18 protein-coding genes and 1 pseudogene are annotated in these 24075 nt (G+C 58.9%); 9 read left to right on the top strand and 10 right to left on the bottom strand.

Going from position 1 to position 24075, the window contains the following annotated elements:
- Positions 1 to 76 precede the first annotated feature (76 nt).
- The gene (locus OC610_RS00625; protein ID WP_264426040.1) at positions 77 to 991 is read right to left on the bottom strand and encodes a LysR family transcriptional regulator; all 915 of its coding nucleotides are present in this window, start codon (positions 989 to 991) and stop codon (positions 77 to 79) included.
- A gap of 120 nt (positions 992 to 1111) precedes the next feature.
- On the opposite strand from OC610_RS00625, the gene OC610_RS00620 reads away from it, so the two are divergent.
- Positions 1112 to 2038, top strand: a complete 927-nt coding sequence (locus OC610_RS00620; RefSeq protein WP_264426039.1) for an alpha/beta hydrolase — start codon at positions 1112 to 1114, stop codon at positions 2036 to 2038.
- Between the two features lie 165 nt (positions 2039 to 2203).
- On the opposite strand, the gene OC610_RS00615 is transcribed toward OC610_RS00620, so the two are convergent.
- Both OC610_RS00615 and OC610_RS00610 read right to left on the bottom strand, forming a co-directional pair.
- Entirely contained in the window at positions 2204 to 6595 is a 4392-nt protein-coding gene (locus OC610_RS00615; RefSeq protein WP_264426038.1) for a response regulator, read from the bottom strand.
- Between the two features lie 57 nt (positions 6596 to 6652).
- On the bottom strand, positions 6653 to 7810 hold the full coding sequence (locus OC610_RS00610) for an HD-GYP domain-containing protein (protein ID WP_264426037.1): 1158 nt from the start codon (positions 7808 to 7810) through the stop codon (positions 6653 to 6655).
- A gap of 272 nt (positions 7811 to 8082) precedes the next feature.
- Here OC610_RS00610 and OC610_RS00605 point away from each other — a divergent pair, with 272 nt between their 5' ends.
- A complete protein-coding gene (locus OC610_RS00605; RefSeq protein ID WP_264426036.1) occupies positions 8083 to 9618 on the top strand; it encodes an ATP-binding response regulator in 1536 nt (511 codons plus the stop codon).
- A 101-nt stretch (positions 9619 to 9719) separates the two neighbouring features.
- Here the strand turns inward: OC610_RS00605 and OC610_RS00600 are convergent, their stop codons facing one another.
- Positions 9720 to 11435, bottom strand: coding sequence for an alkaline phosphatase D family protein (locus OC610_RS00600; protein ID WP_264426035.1), 1716 nt, complete (start codon positions 11433 to 11435; stop codon positions 9720 to 9722).
- 217 nt (positions 11436 to 11652) lie between these two features.
- The gene (locus OC610_RS00595) at positions 11653 to 12711 is read right to left on the bottom strand and encodes an MBL fold metallo-hydrolase (RefSeq protein ID WP_264426034.1); all 1059 of its coding nucleotides are present in this window, start codon (positions 12709 to 12711) and stop codon (positions 11653 to 11655) included.
- A 350-nt stretch (positions 12712 to 13061) separates the two neighbouring features.
- Here OC610_RS00595 and OC610_RS00590 point away from each other — a divergent pair, with 350 nt between their 5' ends.
- Complete coding sequence (locus OC610_RS00590; RefSeq protein WP_264426033.1) at positions 13062 to 14183, top strand: hypothetical protein; 1122 nt, start codon at positions 13062 to 13064, stop codon at positions 14181 to 14183.
- 11 nt (positions 14184 to 14194) lie between these two features.
- Here OC610_RS00590 and OC610_RS00585 read toward each other — a convergent pair whose 3' ends face one another.
- Genes OC610_RS00585 through OC610_RS00575 form a run of 3 tightly spaced genes read right to left on the bottom strand, consistent with a single transcriptional unit; the run spans position 14195 to position 16688 of the window.
- Positions 14195 to 15442 (bottom strand): MFS transporter, encoded by a 1248-nt coding sequence (locus OC610_RS00585; protein WP_408636509.1) that lies wholly within the window; start codon positions 15440 to 15442, stop codon positions 14195 to 14197.
- Between the two features lie 32 nt (positions 15443 to 15474).
- On the bottom strand, positions 15475 to 16392 hold the full coding sequence (gene dmeF, locus OC610_RS00580) for a CDF family Co(II)/Ni(II) efflux transporter DmeF (RefSeq protein ID WP_264426032.1): 918 nt from the start codon (positions 16390 to 16392) through the stop codon (positions 15475 to 15477).
- A gap of 20 nt (positions 16393 to 16412) precedes the next feature.
- Positions 16413 to 16688, bottom strand: a complete 276-nt coding sequence (locus OC610_RS00575) for a metal/formaldehyde-sensitive transcriptional repressor (protein ID WP_264426031.1) — start codon at positions 16686 to 16688, stop codon at positions 16413 to 16415.
- A gap of 189 nt (positions 16689 to 16877) precedes the next feature.
- Between OC610_RS00575 and OC610_RS00570 the strand changes: the two are divergent.
- A pseudogene (locus OC610_RS00570) lies at positions 16878 to 16952 on the top strand (VOC family protein); the annotation flags it as partial.
- Positions 16953 to 17076: 124 nt separating this feature from the next.
- Here the strand turns inward: OC610_RS00570 and OC610_RS00565 are convergent.
- Entirely contained in the window at positions 17077 to 18399 is a 1323-nt protein-coding gene (locus tag OC610_RS00565; protein WP_264426030.1) for an APC family permease, read from the bottom strand.
- 158 nt (positions 18400 to 18557) lie between these two features.
- A complete protein-coding gene (locus tag OC610_RS00560; protein ID WP_264426029.1) occupies positions 18558 to 19439 on the bottom strand; it encodes a DMT family transporter in 882 nt (293 codons plus the stop codon).
- 191 nt (positions 19440 to 19630) lie between these two features.
- On the opposite strand from OC610_RS00560, the gene OC610_RS00555 reads away from it, so the two are divergent.
- The 5 genes from OC610_RS00555 to OC610_RS00535 form a co-directional block, all read left to right on the top strand.
- Complete coding sequence (locus OC610_RS00555) at positions 19631 to 20248, top strand: TetR/AcrR family transcriptional regulator (protein ID WP_264426028.1); 618 nt, start codon at positions 19631 to 19633, stop codon at positions 20246 to 20248.
- Positions 20249 to 20430: 182 nt separating this feature from the next.
- A complete protein-coding gene (soxC, locus tag OC610_RS00550) occupies positions 20431 to 21738 on the top strand; it encodes a sulfite dehydrogenase (RefSeq protein WP_332880450.1) in 1308 nt (435 codons plus the stop codon).
- Positions 21725 to 22300, top strand: coding sequence for a c-type cytochrome (locus tag OC610_RS00545; protein WP_264426027.1), 576 nt, complete (start codon positions 21725 to 21727; stop codon positions 22298 to 22300). Before soxC ends, OC610_RS00545 begins: the two co-directional genes overlap by 14 nt.
- 61 nt (positions 22301 to 22361) lie before the next feature.
- Positions 22362 to 22751 (top strand): DUF2946 family protein, encoded by a 390-nt coding sequence (locus OC610_RS00540; protein WP_264426026.1) that lies wholly within the window; start codon positions 22362 to 22364, stop codon positions 22749 to 22751.
- 71 nt (positions 22752 to 22822) lie between these two features.
- Positions 22823 to 24075: TonB-dependent receptor (locus tag OC610_RS00535; RefSeq protein ID WP_264426024.1), on the top strand; the 1253-nt coding region annotated here is incomplete at its 3' end.

Here is a 24075-nt window from a genome sequence, read left to right as displayed (position 1 = left end):
TTGAATTTTTGGCACAGGTTGACGAGATGCGAGGGGGGCTCTCGCTTTGGAAGGGGCAAGCTAAACCTACGTTGCTCTAACGTCGCTCCCATGGCGGACAGGGCGACCATGCTTCAACAAGCTTATCGATGAAGAGGCGCACCTTGGGAGACAGGTGTCGCTTGCTCGGGTAGATCACCCGGATAGGCTCCGCTGCCTCGGCATACTCTGCGAGCAGTTGAACGAGCTTGCCACTGCGTAGCTCATCGTTAATGACATAGGATGGCAGCGTTGCGATTCCCAAGCCCGCGATAGCGGATTGATGCAAAGCCTCAGCGCTGTCCATCTGCAAACGCCCAGCATGAATGATGGAAACAGGCTGATCGTTCACTCGAAAATTCCAGGGAAGCAATCTTCCACCGCTCACGAAATGCAGGCACGCGTGTGCTGACAGGTCTCCGGGCGTCTGCGGGGTCGGATGCGCAGCCAGGTATTTTGGCGAAGCGCAGGTGATCATTTGCTGATATGCCACCGTGCGGGTGAGTAACCTGGAGTCCTCCTTGGGAGGACCAATGCGAATCGCCAAGTCGAACCCCTCATCGATCAGGTCCACCAGCCTGTCGGAGAACGTGGCGTCGATGCCGAGCGAAGGCCAATCTTCCAAGCAGCACTGGATGTGATGGAGAACGTGAAGCCTGCCCAAGGCAACGGGCAGGCTCATCCGTAATCTCCCACTGGGTGTAGAGCGACGAAACGCGAGGGCGTCCTCCACATCGTCCAGATCCTGCAACACGCCAACACATCGCTCATACAGAATCTGACCATCATCCGTCATGCTCAGGCTGCGGGTTGTACGGTTGAGTAAACGCACCTGCAATCGGGCTTCCAGCCGGACAATCGACTTCCCTACTGCCGAGCGGGTAAGACCGAGTTGCTTGGCTGCCGCCGTGAAGCTTCCAGCGTTTACCGAGCTTACAAACGCTGCGATATCGTTCAGGTTGTGGAGTTCCATGGGGCCTCTGGGTCGCAATGTTCGGGCCGCTTGGCACCTGTTATGGGGAACCCTATTCCCCAATACCGAGCATAACATCTCAATTAGCGACTCCACTGCGTAATCCTGATTGAGGTCTTTATGAACATTGAAGTACAAGCAGCCGTCCAAACCTGGGCCAACAGCCTTGGCGATCTGGTCCCCGTTCTGAAGGGAATCGATACCACCACGAAAATGAGCGACATACGCGACGCCTACGCGAAAATGCTCGCGCAAAATCCAGCGCCGATCGGCGTCAAATTCGAACCCGTCGACATGGGCGGCGTGCCCGGCACGCTGGCTACCCCAGACGAACTAAAGACCGACGCCGTGTTGATGTACATCCACGGTGGTGCCTACATCGTCGGCCGTCCTGACGGCTACCACGGCATCGGCGGCAACTACGCAAAAATGCTCGGAGCCCGGGTGTACATGCCTGACTACCGCCTCGCTCCCGAGCATCAGTTCCCCGCCCCCATCGACGACACCTTGCGTGCGTATGAGTGGTTGCTGGAGCAGAACACCCCGGCCAGCAAGATCGCATTTGCAGGCGAGTCAGCGGGGGGCGCGATGGTTATCAGCGTCATGGTGGCGGCAAAATCCAAAGGGCTTGCATTGCCTGCGGTCGGCTCCTCCATCTCGCCATGGGCCAACCTTGAACACACCGGTGCTTCAATGAGCAACCGTGAAGGCCTGGATCCTCTGAACTCAAAGCCGGTGCTGGATATTCTTGCCAGGGCATTCCTGGGGGACACATTGGCCAATCACCCTCTGGCCTCTCCAGTATTCGCGGACGTCACCGGACTGCCTCCCATTCTGGTACAGATTGGCGAGAACGAGTTGATGCTCAGTGACGCAATGCGTCTCGCCAATCACTTGGCGGATAACCGTGTCCGGGTCAATCTGGAAGTATGGCCAGCAATGTTTCATGCCTGGCACTTCTACTCCCAGATGCTACCGGAAGGTCAGCTGGCGATGGAAAGTTCAGTACGCTTCATCGAGGCGGGGCTGATCGAAGCCAACCGCTGAGGGGAGTGTTAAGGCGCGACCGCTTTTGTGGTGTCGCGCTTATGCCATAGGCGCCGTTGCCCGGCAAACAATTGGCTTGAAGCCCTACGTAAATGGTGCCGATTATTTTCCTGCTCCCACAGCCCTCGGCACCGCCGCCCCTACTCTCCGCTTCCTTTGGCCAGGTCAGGTCAGATTCTCCAACAGCGCCAAGGCTTGATCGAAATCGAAGTGCTCGGCGTGCCGGACGATCCGACGCAGTTGCTCGGCCACCCGGGGGTCTGACGCCAGCCCCTGTAATTGGTGCAGGACCGTCAGCACCTCTGTGTCACTCTCGGCCAACAGGTCCCTGGCGTGGGCCAACCGCACCTTCAATTCGACATCGGAATGCGAAACGGGCAGCGACTCGTTGGTTGGTCGCGGTTCCGCTAGCCCCGCCAGCCCTTCCAATACGAGGCTCAGGCACCGCTCCACCTCCCATAGCCGATCCGCCACGACCTCCTCCTTGGCGTCGGCCAGGCAAGCCTGCTCCAGGTCGATGGCAGCATTCGCGACGTCCCGGGCACCAATGTTACCCGCCGTGCCTCGCAAGGTATGGGCGAGCCGAGTCGACGCTGAACGATCATCATCGCTACGGGCGGCCAGGAACTCGGCGCGGAAGGCACAGTGACCGGACCTGAACTTGCACAGCATGCGCAGGTAAAGGTCGGCTTTGCCCATGCAAGTGGCCAGGCCAGCTTTCTGGTCGATTCCGGGAAGCTCAGCGGGCAAGCGTCCCTCCGCCAGCACTGGTACCTGCCGGGCATGGGCGCTACGGCCGGGCCCGGGGTGTATCCATTTGGCCAATGTGACGAACATGCTCTCGACATTCAGGGGTTTGGAGATATGGTCGTTCATGCCACAGCCCAGCGCACGCTCGCGGTCTCCCGCCATGGCGTCTGCGGTCATGGCGATCACGGGCAACGTTGCCCAGCGCGGCTGCTCGCGAATCCTGCGGGTTGCGGTATAGCCGTCCATGACTGGCATCTGGCAATCCATCAGGACACCGTCGAAATCGTCATCCCGCGCCAACAGCTCGAGAGCCTCTTCGCCATGGACGGCCACGCCCAGTTCAATGCCAGCGCTGCCCAGCAGCTCGCAGGCCAGTTCACGGTTCAGTTCGTTATCTTCGACAAGCAGCAGGCGCGCGCCCTGCAGGCTGGCCATCGCATGGGCGCTCTGCCCGGAGCGCTCGCTGGCCCGGGTATCGGCCTGGGGGGTTTTGCCAAGCACGGTGCCGATCGCCTCAAGCAGCGTGGACGGCGTCACCGGTTTGGTCAGCACCACCGGTAACTGGATACCGTGCCGGCTAGCCTCTTCGCGTGCCTCGTCGCGCCCAAACGCGGTCACCATGATCACCGAAGGTGTCTGTGCCAGATTGGCGGCGTGCATCTGCCGCACCGTCTCCACACCGTCCATGCCGGGCATGCGCCAATCCATCAGCACCAGGTCATAGGGTAGTGCCTTGCGCTCCGCCTCCACCAGCATCGCCAGCGCCACGCGCCCACTTTGCGCCACGTCCACCTCAACACCAAAACTGCACGCCATGCTGGAAAGAATCTCGCGCGCGCTGGCGTTGTCGTCGACCACCAGCACGCGAATGCCCAAGAGTTCGTCAGCGGTGAACATCCGCCGCGGCTGGGCATCACGCTGCACGCCAAGGCTCACTTCGAAATGGAAAATGGAGCCGCAACCGAGCTCGCTCTCCACCCAGATACGCCCGCCCATCAGTTCCACCAAGTGCTTGGAGATGGCCAGGCCCAGGCCGGTGCCACCGTATTTGCGCGTGGTGGAGCTGTCAGCCTGGCTAAAGGGTTGGAACAGCCGACTGCATTGTTCCGGGCTCATGCCGATACCGCTATCGCGAACCCAGAAATGCAACTGCGCCTGCTCCGCGTCTCCCCCATTCTGTTCCACGCCCACCACGACCTCGCCTTGCTCGGTGAACTTTGCGGCATTATTGCCCAGGTTGATCAGCACCTGACCCAGGCGCAACGGATCGCCCATCAGCGCAGTCGGCAGGCCCGGCGGGGTGCTGAACAGCAGCTCCAAGCCTTTGTCCTCGACCTTCAAGCCAATCATGCTGACGAAGCCTTCGAGCACGTCTTCCAAGTGGAAGGGGATGGATTCAAGGTTCATCCTCCCAGCTTCGATCTTGGAGAAATCCAGGATGTCGTTGATGATCCCCAGCAGATTCTCCGCAGAACGATGAACCTTCTCGATGTAGTTGCGCTGCCGATGATCCAGGTCGGTGCGCAGGGCCAAGTGGCTCATGCCGATGATGGCGTTCATGGGCGTGCGGATTTCATGACTCATGGTGGCCAGGAAGTCGCTCTTGGCCCGGGTCGCCTCCTCGGCAATCTCCCGCGCCAGATGCACTTCGGCCTCGGCGGCCTTGCGGTCGGTGATGTCGAAATACCAATGGGCGCGAATGATTCGCTCGCGCTGCTCCAATGGCACCGCCGACACCAGCACATCGAAGCGCTGCCCCTCGGTGCGCTGCAGAGTGGCCTCGAAGTTCAGCACGGCGCCCTGCTCCGCCGCCTCGACGAAGCGCTGGTGTGCCGGCTGATCGACCCAGAAGCGCCTGGGATCGATCCCTTCGAGTTGAACAATATCGACGCCGAACAGATGCTCGAACTGCGGATTGCAGTAGGTTGGCCGGCCCTCGACATCTCTGATCAGCATCGCTACCGGACTGCTATCGAGCACCGCGCGCAGTTGCGCTTCGCTGGCCTTGAGCGCCGCCTGCAGTTGGCGACGCTCACTGACGTCGCGCACCGAGGCGCACACGCATATGCCGCGACCTTCCAGGTTCGGCAGGCGTGACAGGCCGATCTCCACGGAAAACAGGCTGCCGTCCTTGCGCACACCCTTCAGGTCCTCCAGGCCGGCGCCCATCTGCCGGGTATCGCCATGGGCCATGAAGCCGTTGCGCAGCTCGACGTGGCGCCCGCGACTGGCGACGGGCACCAGGCGCTCGATCGCCTCGCCCACCAACTCCCCGGCGCTGTAACCGAACAACCGGTCCAGTTGTTGGTTGGTCCGCAAGATGCTCCCGTCGGCGCCTACCACCAGCATGCCGTCTGGCGCTGCCTCGATGATCCCGCGATACCACGCCTCGGTGGCGCGCAGTGCCGATTGCTGGGCTTCGAGTTCCTGGGCCTGACGCTCCAACAACAGCGTTTGCCTGGCCATTTCATCGGCTTGGCGACGGGTTTCCTCCAGCAGTGCCTGGACGGCCTGATTACGCTCCAGGATAGCCATCGCCGCAGCCAGGCGAGGGGTGGCTTCCTGGAGCAGCAGTGCCTGGTCATCATCCAAGGCCGTCAGTGCGGCGAGTTCGAGCACGCCCAGCAGCCGCTCGCCGCGCAGGATCGGGTGCAGCAGCAGGCACGTGGCCGGGGTCTCGCCGAGCTGCGAGTGAAGGCGCCAGTAGTGTTCCGGTAGCGCCCGCATCTGGCGCGCTTGACGATCGACCGCGCATTGGCCCAGCAGGCCATCGCCGGACGCGATCTGCGCCTGCGGTGGTCGCTCGGGATCGGTGGCATAGCCGCCCATCAGCACCAGCCGGGTGGAATCCTGGTGAGCGCTATAGATAACGCCCTGGCAGATACCGAGCAGGTTCGCCATATGTTGCAAGAACACCAGCGCCAGCTCGCCAGGCGCCTCTGCCTGCTGCAGATCGATCTGCAGCTGGGCGATTTGCGCCTTGACCGACCGCTGGCGCTCCAGCTGTTGCGACTCGATCTGCAGTTTGGCGATGGCTCGCGCCAGGTCACCTGTTTCATTGTTCAACTCCGTATGCGGAATCGGTTGGTCGAGTTTCCCTGCCGCCAACTGGTCCACGGCGACTCGCACTCGGTTGAGCGGGTTGCGGATCGACTGGCTGACCAAGCCGCACAGCAGGAGCGCCAGCGACAATCCGCCGAGCAATAGAATGTAGGTCTGCGTGGTGCTGCGTTCGGCAAAACCGGCAATGTCCTTGGCTGTGTCGCGGATCGACGCTTCCTTGATCTGGGCGACTGCGTACAACAGGGCGTCCGCCTTCTGGTCGAGCTGCTGGAACTCACTGCTGTTGAGCAGCAGTAATGCCTGGCCCTGGCGACCCTGATCAATCAGTTGGAAAGCCTGTTCGCTGTCATGCTGGAGCTGGTCCAGCAGCACGTCGAACTCGGCGAGACGCGCAAGATTTTCCGAACGCCTGAGGGTGGGTTTGGCCTGGGCCAGAGCCTGCTGCAGACGGCTTTGAATCTCATGCAGTTGTTTCAGTGATTCGATGCGGATATCCGCGCTGTTCGTTCCCACGGCCCGCTGCAACGTCTGCACCAGGTGCGGCAATTGCACCCGCGCCTCGTGCAAGTGCTCCATGCCCACCAGCTCCTGGCTATAGAGGTTCTGCATGTCCTGCTTCAGCGACTCCTGGGTGCGCAGACTTTGCACACCGAGCACCAGCACTAACAGCAGGAGAGTGGCAAAGCCGAGGATCAGCTTGTGGCGAAGCGGAAGACGCTCAAGCAACGTGCGCAATCTGACCATGACATACCCCGATGACCACGATGAAAAGAAGCTGGCGAAGGCGACCGCAGGACTCGCTCAAGGCTTCTGGCCGATACGCTCCAGGGCCGCCGCCTGCTTGGCCATGTCCTGATCGCTATCGGCGAAACGCTGCGCAATGGCCTGGAACTGTTCGACGTTCGCCAGGAAGGTGTCACAGATGTCCGGATCGAAATGCGAGCCTCGTCCCTGGCGAATGATCTCGACGGCCTCCTCGTGGGGCATGCCGTCCTTGTAGACCCGTCGACTGATCAAGGCGTCATAGACATCCGCCACCGCCATCAGCCGGGCGCTGATGGGAATGTCGTCGCCGATCAACGCCTGGGGATACCCGCTACCGTCCCATTTTTCCTGGTGGCTGTAGGCGATTTCCTTGGCCAGGCTGAGGAAGTCCACCTGAACGCCGAGCTGATCCTCGGCGCGCTGGATGGCATCACGCCCCAACGTGGTGTGAGTCTTCATGATTTCGAACTCCTCGGCGGTGAAACGCCCCGGCTTGAGGAGGATGTGATCAGGAATGCCGATCTTGCCGATGTCATGCAAAGGTGCCGACTTGAACAGCAGGCGGATCGTCTCGTCGTTGAGAAAATGGCTGAAACGAGGATGATCGCGTAACAGCTCGGCCAGCACCCTCACGTAGTGTTGGGTTCGCCGGATGTGGTTGCCGGTCTCGTTGTCGCGTGTCTCCGCCAGGGAAGCCATGGCCTGGATCGTCACGTCCTGGATGGCCATCACCTCGCGGGTGCGGCGCTCCACTTCCTTTTCGAGGTAATCGTTCTGATCACGCAGGAAGTCCGCCGCAGCCTTGATCTTGAGCTGGGTATCCACCCGCGCCAGGACCAATGCCGGATTGATCGGCTTGGTGATGTAGTCGACCGCACCCAATTCCAGGCCATGGACCTCATCTTCGATGGCCGCCAGGGACGTGAGAAAGATGATGGGAACGTCGCGGGTTCGCGGATCACGCTTGAGCTGGTCCGCCACTTCGTGACCGGACAGCCCCGGCATCATGACATCCAACAGGATCAAATCCGGTAAGGCGTCGCCGCTCAGCACCCGCAAGGCTTTTTCACCACTGTTCGCGGCTTTGACCCGGTAGCGATCCTTGAGCAGGTCAGCCATCAACAGCAAGTTATCCGGTGTGTCGTCGACCAAAAGAATAGTGGCCTGCAGATCGTGGCGCTGTCCGATGCTCATGGCGAGCGGCTCCCTTGCCAAGGAGGTGGCATCCCGAAGTGACTTCGTGCCCCCCAATGGAGTAAAGCGTAGCTGGCTTCTGCGGTACTGCCGCGCCAGCCAAGACGCAGGCCTGGCGGTATAAATCTGCCCTGCCCCGAATACTGGTCTAGCCTCTCCTCCAGGTGCACTGCGCGGCGCGGTTGGCCGCCAGGCAAAGGTACGCTGCAAGGCGACTCGGTACCAAGCGCCTGACTGCGTTGCCCCCCCTTTCCACTGGAGGCCCAGGCGTCATGATCATCGCTGATACCGTATTCCTGGTCGTCGACGACGTGGACACCATGCGCAAGGTCAACAGCAGTCAATTACAGCGCTTGGGTGCACGACACATACTGACCGCTGCCAATGGCGCGGAAGCACTCGCTCTGCTGAGGACGCGTAAGGTCAGCATGATTCTTTCCGACTGGAACATGCCGGTCATGGACGGGCTCACCCTGTTGCGCAAGGTACGCAGCGACCCCCAGTTGGCCATGCTGCCTTTCATCATGATTACCGCAGAGAGCTCCCGCGCCCAAATCACCGAGGCCATCGCTGCTGGGGTCAGCAGCATTCTGATCAAGCCCTTTACCGCCAACGACCTTTCGCAGCGCATCACACGGGCCATGCACCACCGTCCTCGGCTGCATTCACCACCCGCGATCACTGAACCCGCGCAAGAGACAAAGGAGGAGAAATACCGTCCGACATTGCTGGTCGTCGATGACGTACCGGACAACCTGGCGCTGATTGCCGGGCTGTTTCAAGACGAATACCGCGTACTGGCGGCTCGCGACGGACGCCGCGCGTTGGCCATCTGTACGTCCGAGCCCCCGCCAGACCTGCTGCTTCTGGATGTGATGATGCCGAACATGGATGGTTTCGAGCTGGCCCAGCACCTGCGCAGCCATCCCAGCGCTAGCCGCATCCCGGTCATTTTTATCACCGCCATGAGCGATCCGGCGGCACAACTGCGTGGGTTGGAGCTGGGCGCAGTGGATTTTGTCAGTAAGCCGGTCGATCCCAAGTCGCTGCACCTTCGGGTGAGCAATCTGCTGCGCCTGGTCGAGCAGCGCAACGCGCTGCAGCAGGAATACGACACCATGCTGGAGCTGGAACGCTTGCGCGAGGAGGCCAGCTGTATTTCACGGCATGATCTGAAGGCGCCGCTGTGCAATATCCTCGGGCTGGCCCGCAACCTGCTCGAAGGCGGCAACCTGCTGCCGCGCCAGTTGCAAATGTTGCAGAGCCTGGAAACCGACAGCCGGAACCTGCTTGGCATGATCGACATGGCTGGCGACATCTACAAAATCGAAACCGGTCATTTCGAACTCAAGCCGGTCGCGGTCGAACTGCTGCCCCTGGTACGGCGCCTGTGCGAATCGGCCAGGCTGACCTACCAGGCAAAAAAACTGACCATCGAGGTCGTGGCGCAGAACACCAACGAATCGACACCGGTGCTCGCCAGTGGAGATGAACTGCTGTGTTTTTCGCTACTTAACAACCTGTTGAAGAATGCTTGCGAGGCGGCTCCCGAGAAAAGCCGCGTGCGACTGACATTGACACCTACCGAGCCGATTGAATTGATCATGGAGAACGAGCCGGCGGTACCCGTGGGATTTCGGTCACAGTTCTTCGAAAAATATGCAAGCCATGGCAAATCTGGTGGTACGGGACTTGGAACCTACTCAGCCAGATTATTAGCCATGGCCCAGCAAGGCAGCTTGACGCTTGAGGTCGATGACGAGGCGAACCTGACACGGTTACGGCTGCAGCTACCGTCCAGGAACTGAGTCAGGCTTGCCTTCGTGATCGCCAGGGCTATCAAGCTCTGGTTCGACCGTTTTGTTGCGACTCACGCGGTCAGGCTAATCCTCGGGGGATGTACGCCGCCTTACCAAGGCGCCAATTTCAACCTCTCCGGCATCTTGCGTATCTGACCGTCTCCGTGGCTTCGTGCAATCGGATCCCCATCCCCGTCGAACGCTTGCACGGCCAGTTCCGCTGCCACCGGGTCCACGTCGATTCGGCAGAAATTATCATCCTGGGTGAAACCCCACGCCCTGTAGTGCAAGGTGCCCTGGGCGGGACTGATGGCGAAGCCATCCTGGGTATTCGCAGCGCGGGAATCGTGGACGTAGCCAGCGGGGTCGCCATCGGCAAAAGCAAACGGCCAATAAAATGCGGAAGAGACGATGGAGTAAGCCTTGAGCGCCGCAGCGGGGGCCGAGAACTCCAGCTGCGCCACACTGGAGCAATGGATGTCGCCGGAGAGGAAAATCACGTTCTGCACGTTTGCGTCCACCATGGTTTGCAGAATCCGCCGACGCGTGTTGGGAAAACACGGCCACGCATCATCCTTCTCCTTGTGTTCATCGCTGAGCAACGTATCCACCCCGTTGGGCAGGAAGACGCTGGACGTTACGATGAACTTCGGCACGTTGCCACGGGTTTGCTGCATGTGCGCCAGCCACGCGCAGACCCGGTCCAGTTGGCTCGGCTCGTTGGGATCAAGCGAGGGCCGGCCCAGCAGGTGATTGTCGGCCAGCCGCGGCAGGTCGGCGAGAAAACGCTGGGTGCGGGTGTCGAGGACAAAGAACGGGTAGCCGGCGCAGACGAAGTCGTAGAACAGGTTCAGCGTGCGCATCCGCTTGAGCGAGGCTGGCACCCCGTACGCCGGATCATTGACGTAGCTGTCGGTGAAACGCGGCCCGTGGCTCCACTGGTAACTCATGTAGGCACCGATGGCCAGGTTGAAGAGTATCCGTTTGCTGTTGCTCTGGTGCAGGCGATCCTGTGACCAGTTGTCCTCGATTTCGTGGTCATCCAGGATCATGTAGGTCGGCACGCGACTCAACAGCTTGCGCATGTTTCGCGACCCGAACGCAATATGGTAGCGCTCTTGAAACTCCTCGTAGGTGTCCGCCAGGCCGATGGGCACCATGCGATTGAACATGTCCGCATAGATCTGATCCCCGACCATGAGTGACAGGTTGACCGGCCTGGCCTCGTGCTGCTGGAGCATGGGGCGAAAGACGCGGTCGGCTTCCTTGCGCTTCCATAGCAAACCGGGATAACGGCACGAGCCCAGCAGAAAACTGAGTGGAGATGCGGCTTGCCCTGGCGCCGGCTGTGTGGTGAACGTTGCCTCGGCAAAGGCTTCGCCCAAACCATTTTCGAGATTCAACTTGTCCGCCCACACGGACGCGTCTGGGAGCTTGGAGGCAATCTCCTCGCTGGTGACATTGCTGTCATTGGGATAAGCGTCATCCTGATTCAGCGACGCCATGCGCACCGTGTAGGTGGTGGCGGGATCGAGCGTGTAAGGCTGCAGCTTCTTTTCCTCTGCCGCATTTTTCCAGAGGGACTTGTCGACACCGAGATTCAACGTGCCGGTACGGTCGTATTCGCGGGGCAGGCGAAAATAGAAGATATCGCCCGGCTTGACCTTGCCGTTTTTTCCCACGACACCGAGCACACCAATGGAGCGGACCTCTTCATCGAGTCCTTTTTGATCGAGGCAATCCGAGGCGGCAATCCACAACCGACACGAACGATGGGTAGTGTGTCCCACGATGGGACCGAGTGCGGGTGCGCGAAGCGTACTCATTGGGGGCATCCTTCCAGGCTGGTTTGTGCAACGGTTCCGTCCACATCCGAGCCAGCCATTGCGAAGAAAGCGCAGAGGGGCATCGAGGACCGGGTTCAGTTCCTGATTTCTGGCTTGAGATTGAACAACACCTCCTTGCTATCCTCAGTGGTTAAGGCCGATGACGCTCGACAAGGGACACCGCTCGAATTTCCCTCCCCGCCATCCGGTGCTTCGGTCATGGCTCGTCGTCGCGTAATGCGACTTCGCTCAACGGGAATGGCATGACCATCCGTGTGTCCTTGAATCCGGTACTGATACGGGTGAGCATCTGGTGTTCTTTCTGGGCTCTGAGCAGCCGCGGCGGCCTGCCCAGATCATTGCCGAAGAAATCTTCCCAATGCCCGATGAGTAGCCTGCGCGGATGCAGATAGCGCAGCAGTGCGTCAGGATATTGCGAGACCTGAGAAGTCGACGCTGCACACATGATCATCACGTCTACATCCTTGCCATCCGCAATCAAGGGCGGGAAACCGAATGGCGGATTGCTCGCAGAGTCCTGGTAATGAATACGGTAGGCAGGCCTGCCAGCGTCATCGAGCAGGTCAATCAGAAACGCCAGGGTGGTGCCCTCTTTCCAGTCGCGGACATACACAGGCAGCGCCTTCAAGTCTTCGTAATAACTGCCCTCGAGCAAATCCACCCCTGCAAAGTGGGGAGCATGCTGGCTCTGGATCGCCATGAAACGCACGCGGCCCACCTTGGTCCACTGGTCCGGATTGGCCTGGTAGCACTGGGGCGTAGTGCAGTACACGCGATACATCCTTTGCTCTACGTTGATGAACCTGTGCTTGAGGTGCAACTCCGGCACGGCAAGGATGTGGCCGGCCGTTCTGTTGCCGTAGGCGATCGCGTCAGGCGCGTAGCGCTGCATGATCAATGGAACATCAAGCAAGTGGTCATAATGCGCATGGCCAATCAGGATGATTTTGACGTTCTTCACGTCCGGCAGGTAATCGGCGATACGCTGCTCGTTCGCGCGAACGAAGATCGGCGGCATGCTCGGATTGCTGAAGGATGGTGCGAGTAACAGACCTTCGCCGTGCCAGTCGAGCAGCCAGCCGCCTACGCCGAGGTAGGTGATCTTCGGCCCGTTCAGATTGTGTTCGTTGGTGGTGGGTTCTTCACGACAGTCGCTTCCTGGGGAAGGATCCTCGGCGCAACCCACCAGGCCGGGAGTGAGATCCTTGGCGCAACCCACCAGACACAGCAGCATCAGCACAGTGACCAGACGCATCGCCAATCTCCCCAGCCAATCTTAAAGCTCTCCGGTTCAGCCATTACACGCTAGTTTAGTTTCCGCGGCACCGCTATATCGCGCTGGCTTTTAAAAAGAAATAACGCACGCAATTGAAATAGCGTTATTGCAGAACTCAAAAAAACGCCACAATTATTTAGCCGATCAACAACTGCAACTGGACACTTAAATAGCCTACTGCTAACGTCCAGCTTAATCAGCGCATACCACTTCAAAATAAATTTCTCAACTTTGATGCGCGACACCTGTTCGCGACATAATAATGGCCCCCATGTTACGCCCATGTAACAGATCTATAATCTCGCTCCATTGCAGAGGGATCCCAGAACATGCCCATTGTGCTCCCTGAAACCGATCATCTCGCAGACTCGGTCAAGCGAGCCAAGCTTCTGTTGGCATTCGCTACACAAACCGGAATCCCAATTGCCGACGCCGACTTGAAAGCAATCATTGCTGCAGAGCAGGCGCTCGAAACGGGGGAATTGAAAGTCGACCAAGAAGTGGCATTTTGGACGTCCCTGTCGAAGTTGGCCGTCGCTGTACGGCCAGTGACCATCGCCAGCCTTCAAGACACAAGGCTGGTTACCGGGAGTCCATCGATTGGTTTGTTTACCAATCGGGCCAGCAAATATGTCGCATGGGGGTCGATGGCCACCTTGCTGATAATATTGTGCACGCAAATTCAGGCGGTGCAGCTCTCCTCTCGCATTCAAGGTTTTGATGACCTGGTCGAGAAGAACAAGGCCTCCGTTGATACCGTATGGAAACGCTGGGTGGAGAGTCAGAATGCGACGCTGGTTATAAAATCAATGGACGCTAACACCCACTTACCCCTTATAACCGAAACCATGGCAAAACAAACCGCCGCCTATTCTGCCTTTGTAGCAGCCTATGAACAAAATCGCGCGATACAGTCGGCACGCGCTTCTGCCGCCAACTTGCTGAATTACTCCAGGACATTCTGGATGGTTACATTCTTTGATGAACCGACCATTACGACAAAATCTTCTGCGAAAGATATGCCCCCCCCTATGGAGTCATCCGAGCGTCCGACATTGTCCCTGGGCGAGTCCGTTGATGAATACCGTCCTCGCCAACAGGCCCAAAACCAATACGACATTCTCTATCGCCTGCTCTTGCCAGCGTTGTACGGTTTGCTGGGTAGCTGCGTGTTTGTGTTGCGCTCCGTCAGTTCACAATTGGAGACCTTCACGTTCACCAGGACACGGCGCCTGCTTGGGTCCGCGCGATTGGCCCTCGGACCGATCCTGGGCGTCGCGTCTCTGGTGTTGCTGACCCCTTCGAAGACGGACGCCTTGAGTAATTTACCCCAGATCGGGATCGCGCTGATTGCCGGGTATTCGGTGGACTTGGTATTGAACTTCATGGATAGGATCACGGGGGCTTTCGGGCAGCCCTCTTCAACACAATCGCCGTCAGGCAAGCCTTAGGCTCTGCATGGCTACCGAACCTGAACTTTCACCTTTATTACCCACAGTCCCAGAAGAGTCAGCACGGCGAAGCCGGCTCCCATCACGAAGGTCGCCTGGTAACCCACCGAATCCCACAGAACACCTGCGGTGACGCTCGCCATCAGCAAGGTCAACCCCGTCAACAGATTGAACATGCCGAATGCTGTCCCACGCAGTTCAGTCGGCGCGCAATCCGCGATCAGGGCAGCGAATATTCCTTGGGTAAACCCCATGTGCAATCCCCATAGCACCACCCCGGCGGCCAGGCCAGCGATGCCCGGAACAAATGCCAGCGTCAGGTCGGCAATGGTCAGCAAGACCAGCCCTACGCCGAGCACCGACAGGCGGTTGATACGATCAGACAGTGCCCCTGCTGGATAGGCTGACAGCGAGTACGCCACGGACATCAAGACAAGAACCGCAGGCGCCCACAACGGCGCCAGTCCAACAGCATGGCCTCGCAGGATCAGGAAGGCTTCGCTGAAGCGTGCCAGGGTGAACACCGCAGCAACACCCACCACCCACCAATAGCCGGCGCCCAGTCGTGCCAACTCCCGTCGGCTCAAGGGCATGCGCACCCGCTGCGTTCCTGGTACCTGTTCGGGCTCATGGACAAACAAAAGCAGCACCGCAACAGCGAGGAAGGCCGGGATGACGGCCACCCAAAACACAGTCTGGAAGTGGTTCACCGTCAGCCACATCAAGCCAATCGCAAGCAGCGGCCCCAGGAATGCACCCACGGTATCCAGCGTCTGGCGCAGGCCGAACGCGGCCCCTCTTATCGCCGGTGGGGTGATGTCGGCTATCAATGCATCGCGTGGGGCACCGCGAATCCCTTTGCCAATACGATCGATAAAACGGGCGCCGGTCAGCCAGTCCAGCGAGCCCGCCAGGGGAAAGATCGGTTTCGACAGCGCCCCCAATCCGTAACCCAGCGCCGCAAGCAGTTTGCGCTTGCCCAATCGATCACTCAGTGCCCCCGAGAATACCTTGGTGATCGAGGCTGTAGCCTCGGCGATTCCTTCGATGAGACCCACCGCCAGGACGGAGGTACCCAGTACGGTCACCATGTAGAGCGGCAATAAGGCATGGATCATCTCCGAGGAGATATCCATCAACATCGAGACAAAGCCCAGTGCCCAGATACCGCCTGGCATGGTGCGCCAGGCATTGCCGGTCGAAGCCTTGCGGATTGGCGCAGTCGTTGAAACACCGCCCGGCCTGTCAGTGGTTTTCATCATAAGCCTCGGAAACGACCTGGAGCGTTGGGTCAGACGCGGCGATACTCGACGGTCAGATGGCTGACTTCGTGAACCGGCTTGAGGCGTTCACGAATGCCATCGGCGTCCACAGTGTAGTCACCCATTACGCTGACAATGGCCGCATGGGCTTGCGGTCCGATCTGCCATACGTGCAAGTCCGTAATGGTGGCATCCCCCTTCTTCTCCACCCGCTCGCGAATTTCCTCGGCAATGTGGGCATCTGTCTGGTCCAGCAGTACAGCCGCGGTGACGCCCATCAACGACCATGCCCAACGCGCGATGACGATAGCGCCGACAATGCCCATGACCGGGTCCAGCCACACCCAACCGAGGTAGCGGCCGGCGAGCAGCGCAGCGATGGCCAGCACCGACGTCAGCGCGTCTGCGATGACATGGAAGTAGGCCGATTTCAGATTGTTGTCGTGCCCGTGGTGGTGATGGTCATGATCATCGTGATCGTGCTCATGACTGTGTCCGTGGCCCAGCAGCAGTGCGCTGATAATGTTGACGATCAAACCGACAATCGCGATGAGCGTCGCGGAGCCGAACTGGACGTCTGTTGGCTGCAAGAGACGCATGACAGACTCAACGCCAATCCCCAGGGAGACCATGCCGAGTATCAACGCCGAGGCAAACCCGCCCAAGTCGCCAACTTTCCCGGTACCGAAACTGTATCGCTGACTGGAAGCGTGGCGTTTTGCATATGCGTAGGCGGCGGCCGCGATGCCCAATGCGCCGGCATGGGTTGCCATATGAAAACCATCGGCCAATAAAGCCATCGACCCGGTGATATAGCCGGCGATGATTTCGCCAATCATCATCACGACGGTCAGTGCCACGACCCAAAGCGTACGCTTGGCGTTTTCGTCGTGTGCCGAGCCAAGGAACATGTGATGGTGGGTGTAGGTGGGGGGTGTGCTGCTCATGGGGGTGTACCTGGATGCGTTCACTTGGAATAACGGCGAATGGCTTCGAGCAGCTCTTCGACGCCTTTGTTGCGCGCTGCTTCGCTGAGAGCAGGGTTCGCGACGTGCTCTCGTGCGTGGTCTTCGATGATTTCTTCCATCAAACCGTTGATGGCGCCACGGGTGGCGGCCACGAGATGAAGTGTCTTGGCGCAATCGAGATCCGATTCCAAGGCCCGCTCAACGGCCTGGATCTGTCCGGCGATACGTTTCACCCGTTTGAGAAGATCGTCTTTGTTTGCTGCGATATGACCCATTGGATACCTCTGCCATGCGTTGCATATTATAGGTATACCCCCTACCCCTATCCGCAGGCAATCTAAAGTGCCTGAACAGGCCCAATGCGCGAATTGTGCAAGCACTTTCACCATCGCGCTTACGTTACATTCGCCCCCTAGACATCAGCCAGGGAGGCAAGCACGAGCGTTCGCGGCAAAGACCGACAAATCGACAATATCGAGCTGAATGTAGGCGACATCGCCCGTAGCAAAGCCTTCTACGGCAGCGCATTCGGTTGGACCTCCTCCACAATGGCCAACTCGATACCCATGCCTTGAAAGCCTGCACATACGGCGAGGTGAACGCCTTGATGGCGGCGAATCAAGAGGCTTTTCCTTGAGCCTGAAGCTGGAAGCACAGCACGGGCTAGTTTGGTTTTACAACGGCAGGGACAGTCATTCGAGTAAAGACATACAACAACATACCCACCAAAATGAGTGCCCCGCCTCGCAGCCAAGTGCCCATATCTTGCTGACTCAGCAATACGAGACACGACACGATGGCCAGCAAGGGTACCCAGGTAGGAATTTGATAATGCTCCTGTGCGACTTTGTCCTTGCGTAACACCAGCACAGCTATGTTGGTGCTGAGGAAAACGAACAGTAAAAGCAGAACTACGGTTTGCGCCAACGTAGCCAAGGTTCCCGTAAGCGTCAGTGCGATTGCGACGAGCGTTGTTGCGATAATGGCCGCCCATGGCGTGCGCCTTTGCGGCAGTACCTTTGCCAGGAAGTCTGGCAACAGTCCTAGATTTGCCATCCCATAGGTGAGGCGACTGGCCATGATCATGGTTAGCAGGGCTCCGTTGGCCACTGCGATGAGTGCGATAAACGCGAACAGACGAGGCGAAATGTTTAGCCCAGAAGCCCGAACCACTTCAAGTAACGGGGCCGAGGTCGCGAGCAGTTTCTCCGTTGGCAATACTGACGAGGCGGCGACCCCAACGGCCATGTAAATGACACCCGCAGTGATCAGCGCCGCGAACAAGGCGCGGGGGTATACCTTGCAAACGTCTTTGATTTCTTCCGCGAGGTTAGCGGAAGTTTCAAAACCGACGAACGAGTAGAAGGCGAGTAACGCAGCTCCCAGGACGGCGAGCGCCGGGCTGACCCCAGGCTTGAATTCAAGCGACCTTGCGAGTTCGGCTTCGCCAGAGCTGAAAAAGCTACCCGCAGCAACGATGACCAGAATCAGCCCCGAGAGCTCGATCAAGGTCATTATCATATTCGCCCCCAGGGATTCTTTGATCCCTCTCGCATTCAAAAGCGCAATGACCAATAAGAAAATCAAAGCAGCAATGTGGGGTGGTATTTCAATGAACGTCGCGAGATAGTCCCCCGCGAAGGCTAGCGAGAGACCGGCAGCGCTTGTCACCGCCGCGGCGAGCATGCAAAAACCGACCAGGAAAGATATCAACGGAGACTTAAAAGCCTTTTCGGCAAACATCGACGCTGCGCCCGCGTGGGGATATTTCGAGACCAGTTCGGCATACGAGCCTGCCGTCAACATTGCGAACAATAGCGCGATCAACAATGGCACCCAGATCGCGCCGCCTACTTCTCCGGCGATGGTACCCGCAAGAGCGTAAACGCCAGCGCCTAGCACATCGCCAAGTATGAAGAGGAACAGCATCGGCCCTGTGATAGCGCGACGCAAAGAGTTATTGGATTGTGACGTGTTAACTTTCATTGAAGGCCCTGTCACCCATGTGATTTGGCGAACTTCCACGCGTCATGCCCCCGCACAACGTCTGCACCAGTGGAATAAATTGGCAGGGTAAAAGTTCACTAAATTACCGATGATGAACTGGGCCATAGCCAAACGAACAATCATTCATCCGGTGTCAATCAGCCGTACTGCTTGCTACTCAACACCAACGCAACGCCGCCCAGCACAGCGACGGATGCCAACGCCATCCTTACGCTCAGGCTTTCCCCCAGAAAAACAATGCCAGCCAGCGAAGCCAGGATGGGCACGCTCAGTTGCACCGTCGCGGCTTGAAACGCTGCCAGATGACGCACCGCGACGTACCAGACCGCGTAACCGACGCCTGACGCAAGCGCGCCGGAAAGAACCGCATAAAGTATCCCCTGCGGATCCCACCGCAGCTCTGAGAGAAACGGCAAGCTTGCCATCAGGACCAGGGGAATCGCGCGCAAGAAGTTGCCGGCTGTGGTTGCCAGCGGATCGGCGACAGTTTTGCCAAGCAGCGAGTAGATCCCCCATGCCACTCCCGATAACAACATCGTAAGTGCGCTGACGGGGTCAGGGGCGGCTGCGCCTGGAAGCAGCAGGCTGACCAAGCCAGCAATTGCCAATACAAACCCAACGATTGCCCGCGTGTGCATCCTTTCGCCTTTGAACATGCCGTACAGAACCATGCTCAGTTGAACCGCGCCAAACAACAGCAGCGCCCCCGTCCCGGTCTCCAAATGACGGTACGCGAAGGAAAAAGCAAAAACATAGATGAACAAGGTTGCAGCGCCCTTCCAACTGCCTTTGACTATGGTTGGCGACCGTCTCGAGGCACACATCAGCCATAGCGCCAAGGCCCCGCTGAACAGCCGGACAACGCTGAAACTCGCAGCATCGATGGCGGTGTGCTTAAGCGCCAGGCGGCACAGCAGTGAGTTCGCCGCAAAGGCGAGCATGGCGAAACAGATCATCGCTATCAGTCTTGCCGATGCTGACGAGCTGGGCGCCTTCGTTACGGGTTTGCTTATTATCATGGTCGATCCCAATGCCCAGGCAGGCTCTCAGAACGCTCGACGCCACCGCGCCTTTAAAAATACGTTAAGCGCCTCTGTACCGATCGGTCAATACAACATCTTCCTACGACCTAGGGATGAGCCTCTCCCGTCTGTATCCTTCAGCGCGCACGCATGGGTATGATTGGCGCTCAACCGGTTGGAATCGACCCATGGGAAAAAAGAACGCCGTCGTCGCTGCCGAACCTGCTGAAACAAGCACCAAGGAGCGAATACTGAAAATCGCCGCGCAGTTGTTTTCGACGCGCGGGTTTCACGCGACCGGCATGGCTGAGTTGGAGAAAGCCACTGGCCTGGCTCGCGGCGCGCTGTATTACCACATCGGCAGCAAGGACGAATTGCTGTTCGAAATCACCAGCCGGTATCTGCGGGTGCTCATCGCAGAAGGCACGCCTTTATGCGAGAGCGATCTGCCTGCGGAAGATAAATTTCGCCAGTTCTCTGCCATCGTGATGCGCACGATTGTCACTCACCTGGCCGAAATGACGGTATGTTTTCGGGAGGTGTATTCGGTTATTGGCGAGCGCCAGACCGAGTTGCTCGACCTGCACCGCCAGTATGAAAAGCTCTGGTCCCAAATCCTCAAGACTGGCGCGAGCGAGGGGACCTTCCGCACATCGGACTCGTTAGCCGTGAAGGCTATCCTTGGTATTCATCACTACAGCTATTTGTGGATCAAGCCCGGAGGCCCGCGCTCCCCGGAATCCATCGCGACGTTTTTCTGCGACACCCTCCTGCCCGGACTGAAGGTTGAGCCACCCCTGGCTTGACTGCCATCAGCGGCGCCTCAAATGCGCCGCCGCCCTCGCCCCCTCATTCACGCTCCATCACCGATGGTTGTCCTTGCGACTGGACCACGCGCGTTTTTCGTTCTAGGCTACCTACAGACCGACCGATCGGTCTATAGACTTGCCGTTGGGTCCATCCCGACAAAGAACCAGAGGGAACAACAATGACAAAAAAATCCATGGTCCCCACCAAGCAAGACACGTCTCAGGCATCTTTGGCTCGCAGGGATTTCCTGATAAAAAGTGGGGCCGTTATTGGCACTGCCGCCTTTGCTCTGAGTGATAGCGCCCTGGTCAACGCAGAGACGACCAACATCGCCCCGCTTGATCCGAGCCAGCCCCTTGAAGTTCCGCAATGGACCCGCAGTCTTGGCGCCCCGACGGCAAGCCCTTATGGCAAACCTTCAACGTTCGAAACCAAAGCCGTCAGGAATCTGTATCCCGGCCTGAAGGACACGATGTCCGCCTACAGCACCTCGCCACTTCAGGAGCTGGACGGCATCATTACCCCGAACGGCCTGTTCTATGAGCGTCATCACGCGGGCGTCCCACAAATCGATCCGGCGCAACATCGATTGGTGATCCACGGCCTCACCGAAACAGCCTTGATCTTTACCGTGGACGAGATACGCCAGTTCCCCGCTGTGTCGCGCGTGCACTTCATGGAGTGTTCGGGCAACCCATCGTTTCTACCTCCGTGGGGCAAAACCGCCGCCGAAGTCAGTGGCCTGGTGAGTTGTGCTGAGTGGACTGGCGTTACCTTGAAGACACTGCTGGATGAAGCCGGGCTCAAACCGCAAGCCAAGTGGATCATTGCCGAAGGTGCGGACGGCGCGGCAATGACACGCAGCATTCCCATCGAGAAATGCCTGGACGATGTGATGGTCGTCTACAGCCAGAACGGCGAGCGTCTAAGGCCGGAACAGGGCTACCCGCTGCGCCTGTTTGTCCCCGGCTACGAGGGCAATACCCACATCAAATGGCTGCGCCGACTGCACGTCACCGACGCGCCCGCCTACAGCCGGGAAGAAACTGCCAAATACACCGACTTGATGGCCGACGGCAAAGCTCGGAAATTTTCCTTTGTCATGGAATGCAAATCGCTGGTCACCTACCCTTCCGGCACCCAGAAACTGACACGCAAGGGCCTGCATGAGATGCGTGGCATCGCCTGGAGCGGCCACGGCAAAATCACCCGTGTCGATGTCTCCGTCGACGGCGGCAATAACTGGACGCAAGCCAAATTACAGGAGCCCATTCTGACCAAGGCGCTGACTGCCTTCAGGGCGCCTTTCGAATGGAACGGCCAGGAATTGATGATCATGAGCCGCGCCATCGACGAGACCGGCTATATTCAGCCGATGCTGGAACAGTTGATCGATGAACGTGGCAAGGTCTCTTTCTACCACAACAATTCGGTGCAACCGTGGCGTGTTTCCAGCAATGGGGAGGTGACCAATGGACGGGCTTAAAGGTGGATCGTTACTCATCGGTTTGCTGTGCGCCTGTGCGCTGAATCACGCCTCGGCACAATCCCAGTACGGTTTGGGCACCATGGTTACCGAAGCGCAGATCGCCAGCTGGAGCATCGACGTGGCACCCGACGGCAAGGCCTTGCCTCCAGGGCGCGCAACGGTGGCGGATGGTGAAAAGGTCTACATGAGTAGTTGCGTCAGCTGTCATGGCGTGAAGCTCGAAGGCGGCGTCGGCCCTGCGTTGGCGGGGGGCGAAGGAACGCTGACGACTGACAAACCGCTCAAGACAGTCGGCAGCTATTGGCCTTATGCAACGACGCTTTTCGACTACATACGCAGAGCCATGCCCTTCCAGGCGCCACAGTCTTTGTCCAACGAGCAAGTCTATGCGGTGACCGGCTACATCCTGCACATGAACAAGCTGCTGGACGCCAACGCGACAGTGGATGCGACGACCTTGGCGGATGTAAGGATGCCGAATCAAGACGGTTTTTATATCGATGACAGACCGGACAGCAAGGCGGTTGCCTGCATGTCGGACTGTTTAAAAGCCCACTGACGGATCAAAAAATGTAGAATCCGCCCGCCGAAAAACCGTTCCTTCCCAACGAGCTTTGCTGATGAAGCTGGCCAGCCGCGAAAAATCGATGATTGCCTGGGTGCTGTATTTCAGCGTCCTGTTCGGTTCGTTGCTGTGCGCGACAGGCCATGGACAAATGGCCGGCTTGCAGTTGAGCGGTTTGAATGGCGGACTGTTTTGCTCTACAGACGGCGGGGCAGCATTCGAAAGCCTGCGGGACGTACCCCCCCCTTCACTGCCCGTCGTCGGCGATTGCGTCATTGCCAGCCTGTTCGGTGCGATCCTGCTGGCGGCGTTTTTCGGGCTGCTCGCCCGGCTTGCCGGCGAGCCAGCCAAGCCCTTGCCCGCACAACCGACCCGTTGCCTACCCAGGCAGCGCTGGCCGCTGATTAATCCTCGCGCCTCCCCCGCCCTGCTTCCTTCGCCTTGACATCATCACCACTTGCCGCTGCATGACACGCGGCGAGTGTGTGCTCATCGAATTAAGCCAGGAAGCTCTTCATGTTTCGCTTGACTACTTTCGCGCTGCTCGCGGGCAGCACCTGCGCGTGGGCGCAAGACACTGCCCTGAACTTACCCACCAGCTACATCAACGCCTCGGCCGACCAGCCGAAACCGGCCACCCGCCTGGACCTGGATACCCCCATCGAAAGCGGCTCGCGCCTGAATCTCAGCGCCCGGGAAAATCCCGCCTCGGTAAGCGTGGCCGATCGCAAGACTATGGAACGTATCGGCGCACGCAACTTTCAAGACGCGGCGAACGCTCTGCCTGGGGTTAACGCTTCTGCGCCACCCGGCTGGGGCGGCTATGTGTCGTACCGTGGCTTCAACGGTGCCCAGATCAGTCAGCTGTTCAACGGCATCAATCTGCAATACGGCGGCGCAGCACGTCCGGTCGGCGCCTGGATTTATGACCGGGTGGAATTGCTCGGCGGCCCCTCCTCGTTCCTCAACGGCAGCGGTGCCGTGGGTGGAAGCCTGAACGTGATCACCAAGCTTGCCAACCGCGAGGAAGACATCTTCGAAGGCCGGATGAGCTACGGTTGGTACGACACCTGGGAAACCGCGGTCGGCTTCAATAAAGCGCTCAACAGCGGCGATGGCCCACGCCACTATGCACGCCTCGACTACAGCCGCACCAGCAGCAACGGCTACATCGATCGCCAGGAGAACGGTGCGGGCAACCTGGCCTTCTCGCTGCTTAGTGACATCAACGACCGACTCTCCCATACGTTGGCGATCGAATACTTGGAGGAGAAGGAAGACAGCCCCTACTGGGGCGCGCCGGTGCTGCAACCGCTGACCGGCCAGCTGCAGATCGACAAGCACAACCGCTTCAACAACTACAACGTCGAGGACGGCCGCTACGAGCAGCGCACCCGCTGGATACGCTCGATCACCGACTACCATCTGGACGACAACACCCAGTTGCGCAATACCTTCTACCATTACGACGGCCAGCGTGATTACCGCAACCTTGAGGTCTACCGCTACAACAGCGACAACAGCGCCATCACCCGCTCCGGCGGTTACCGCCAGCGGCACGATCAGGAGGTCAACGGTGACCGTATCGAGCTGACTCACCAGGCTCAACTGTTCGGCCTGGCCAGCGATTGGGCCTTGGGCGTGGATTACAACACCAATCAGCAAACCAACTACCCATTGTCCAAAGGCTCTTTCGACACTATTGGTCCAGGCAGCTTCGAGCCGGGCCACTTCTTGGACATTCCGGGAATGGATGCGCCGCGCAGTAA

The organism is Pseudomonas agronomica (genome assembly GCF_025917275.1).
Classification (GTDB): domain Bacteria; phylum Pseudomonadota; class Gammaproteobacteria; order Pseudomonadales; family Pseudomonadaceae; genus Aquipseudomonas; species Aquipseudomonas agronomica.
Note: the sequence above shows the minus strand (reverse complement) of the source record. Positions and strands in the feature narration are given on the sequence as shown.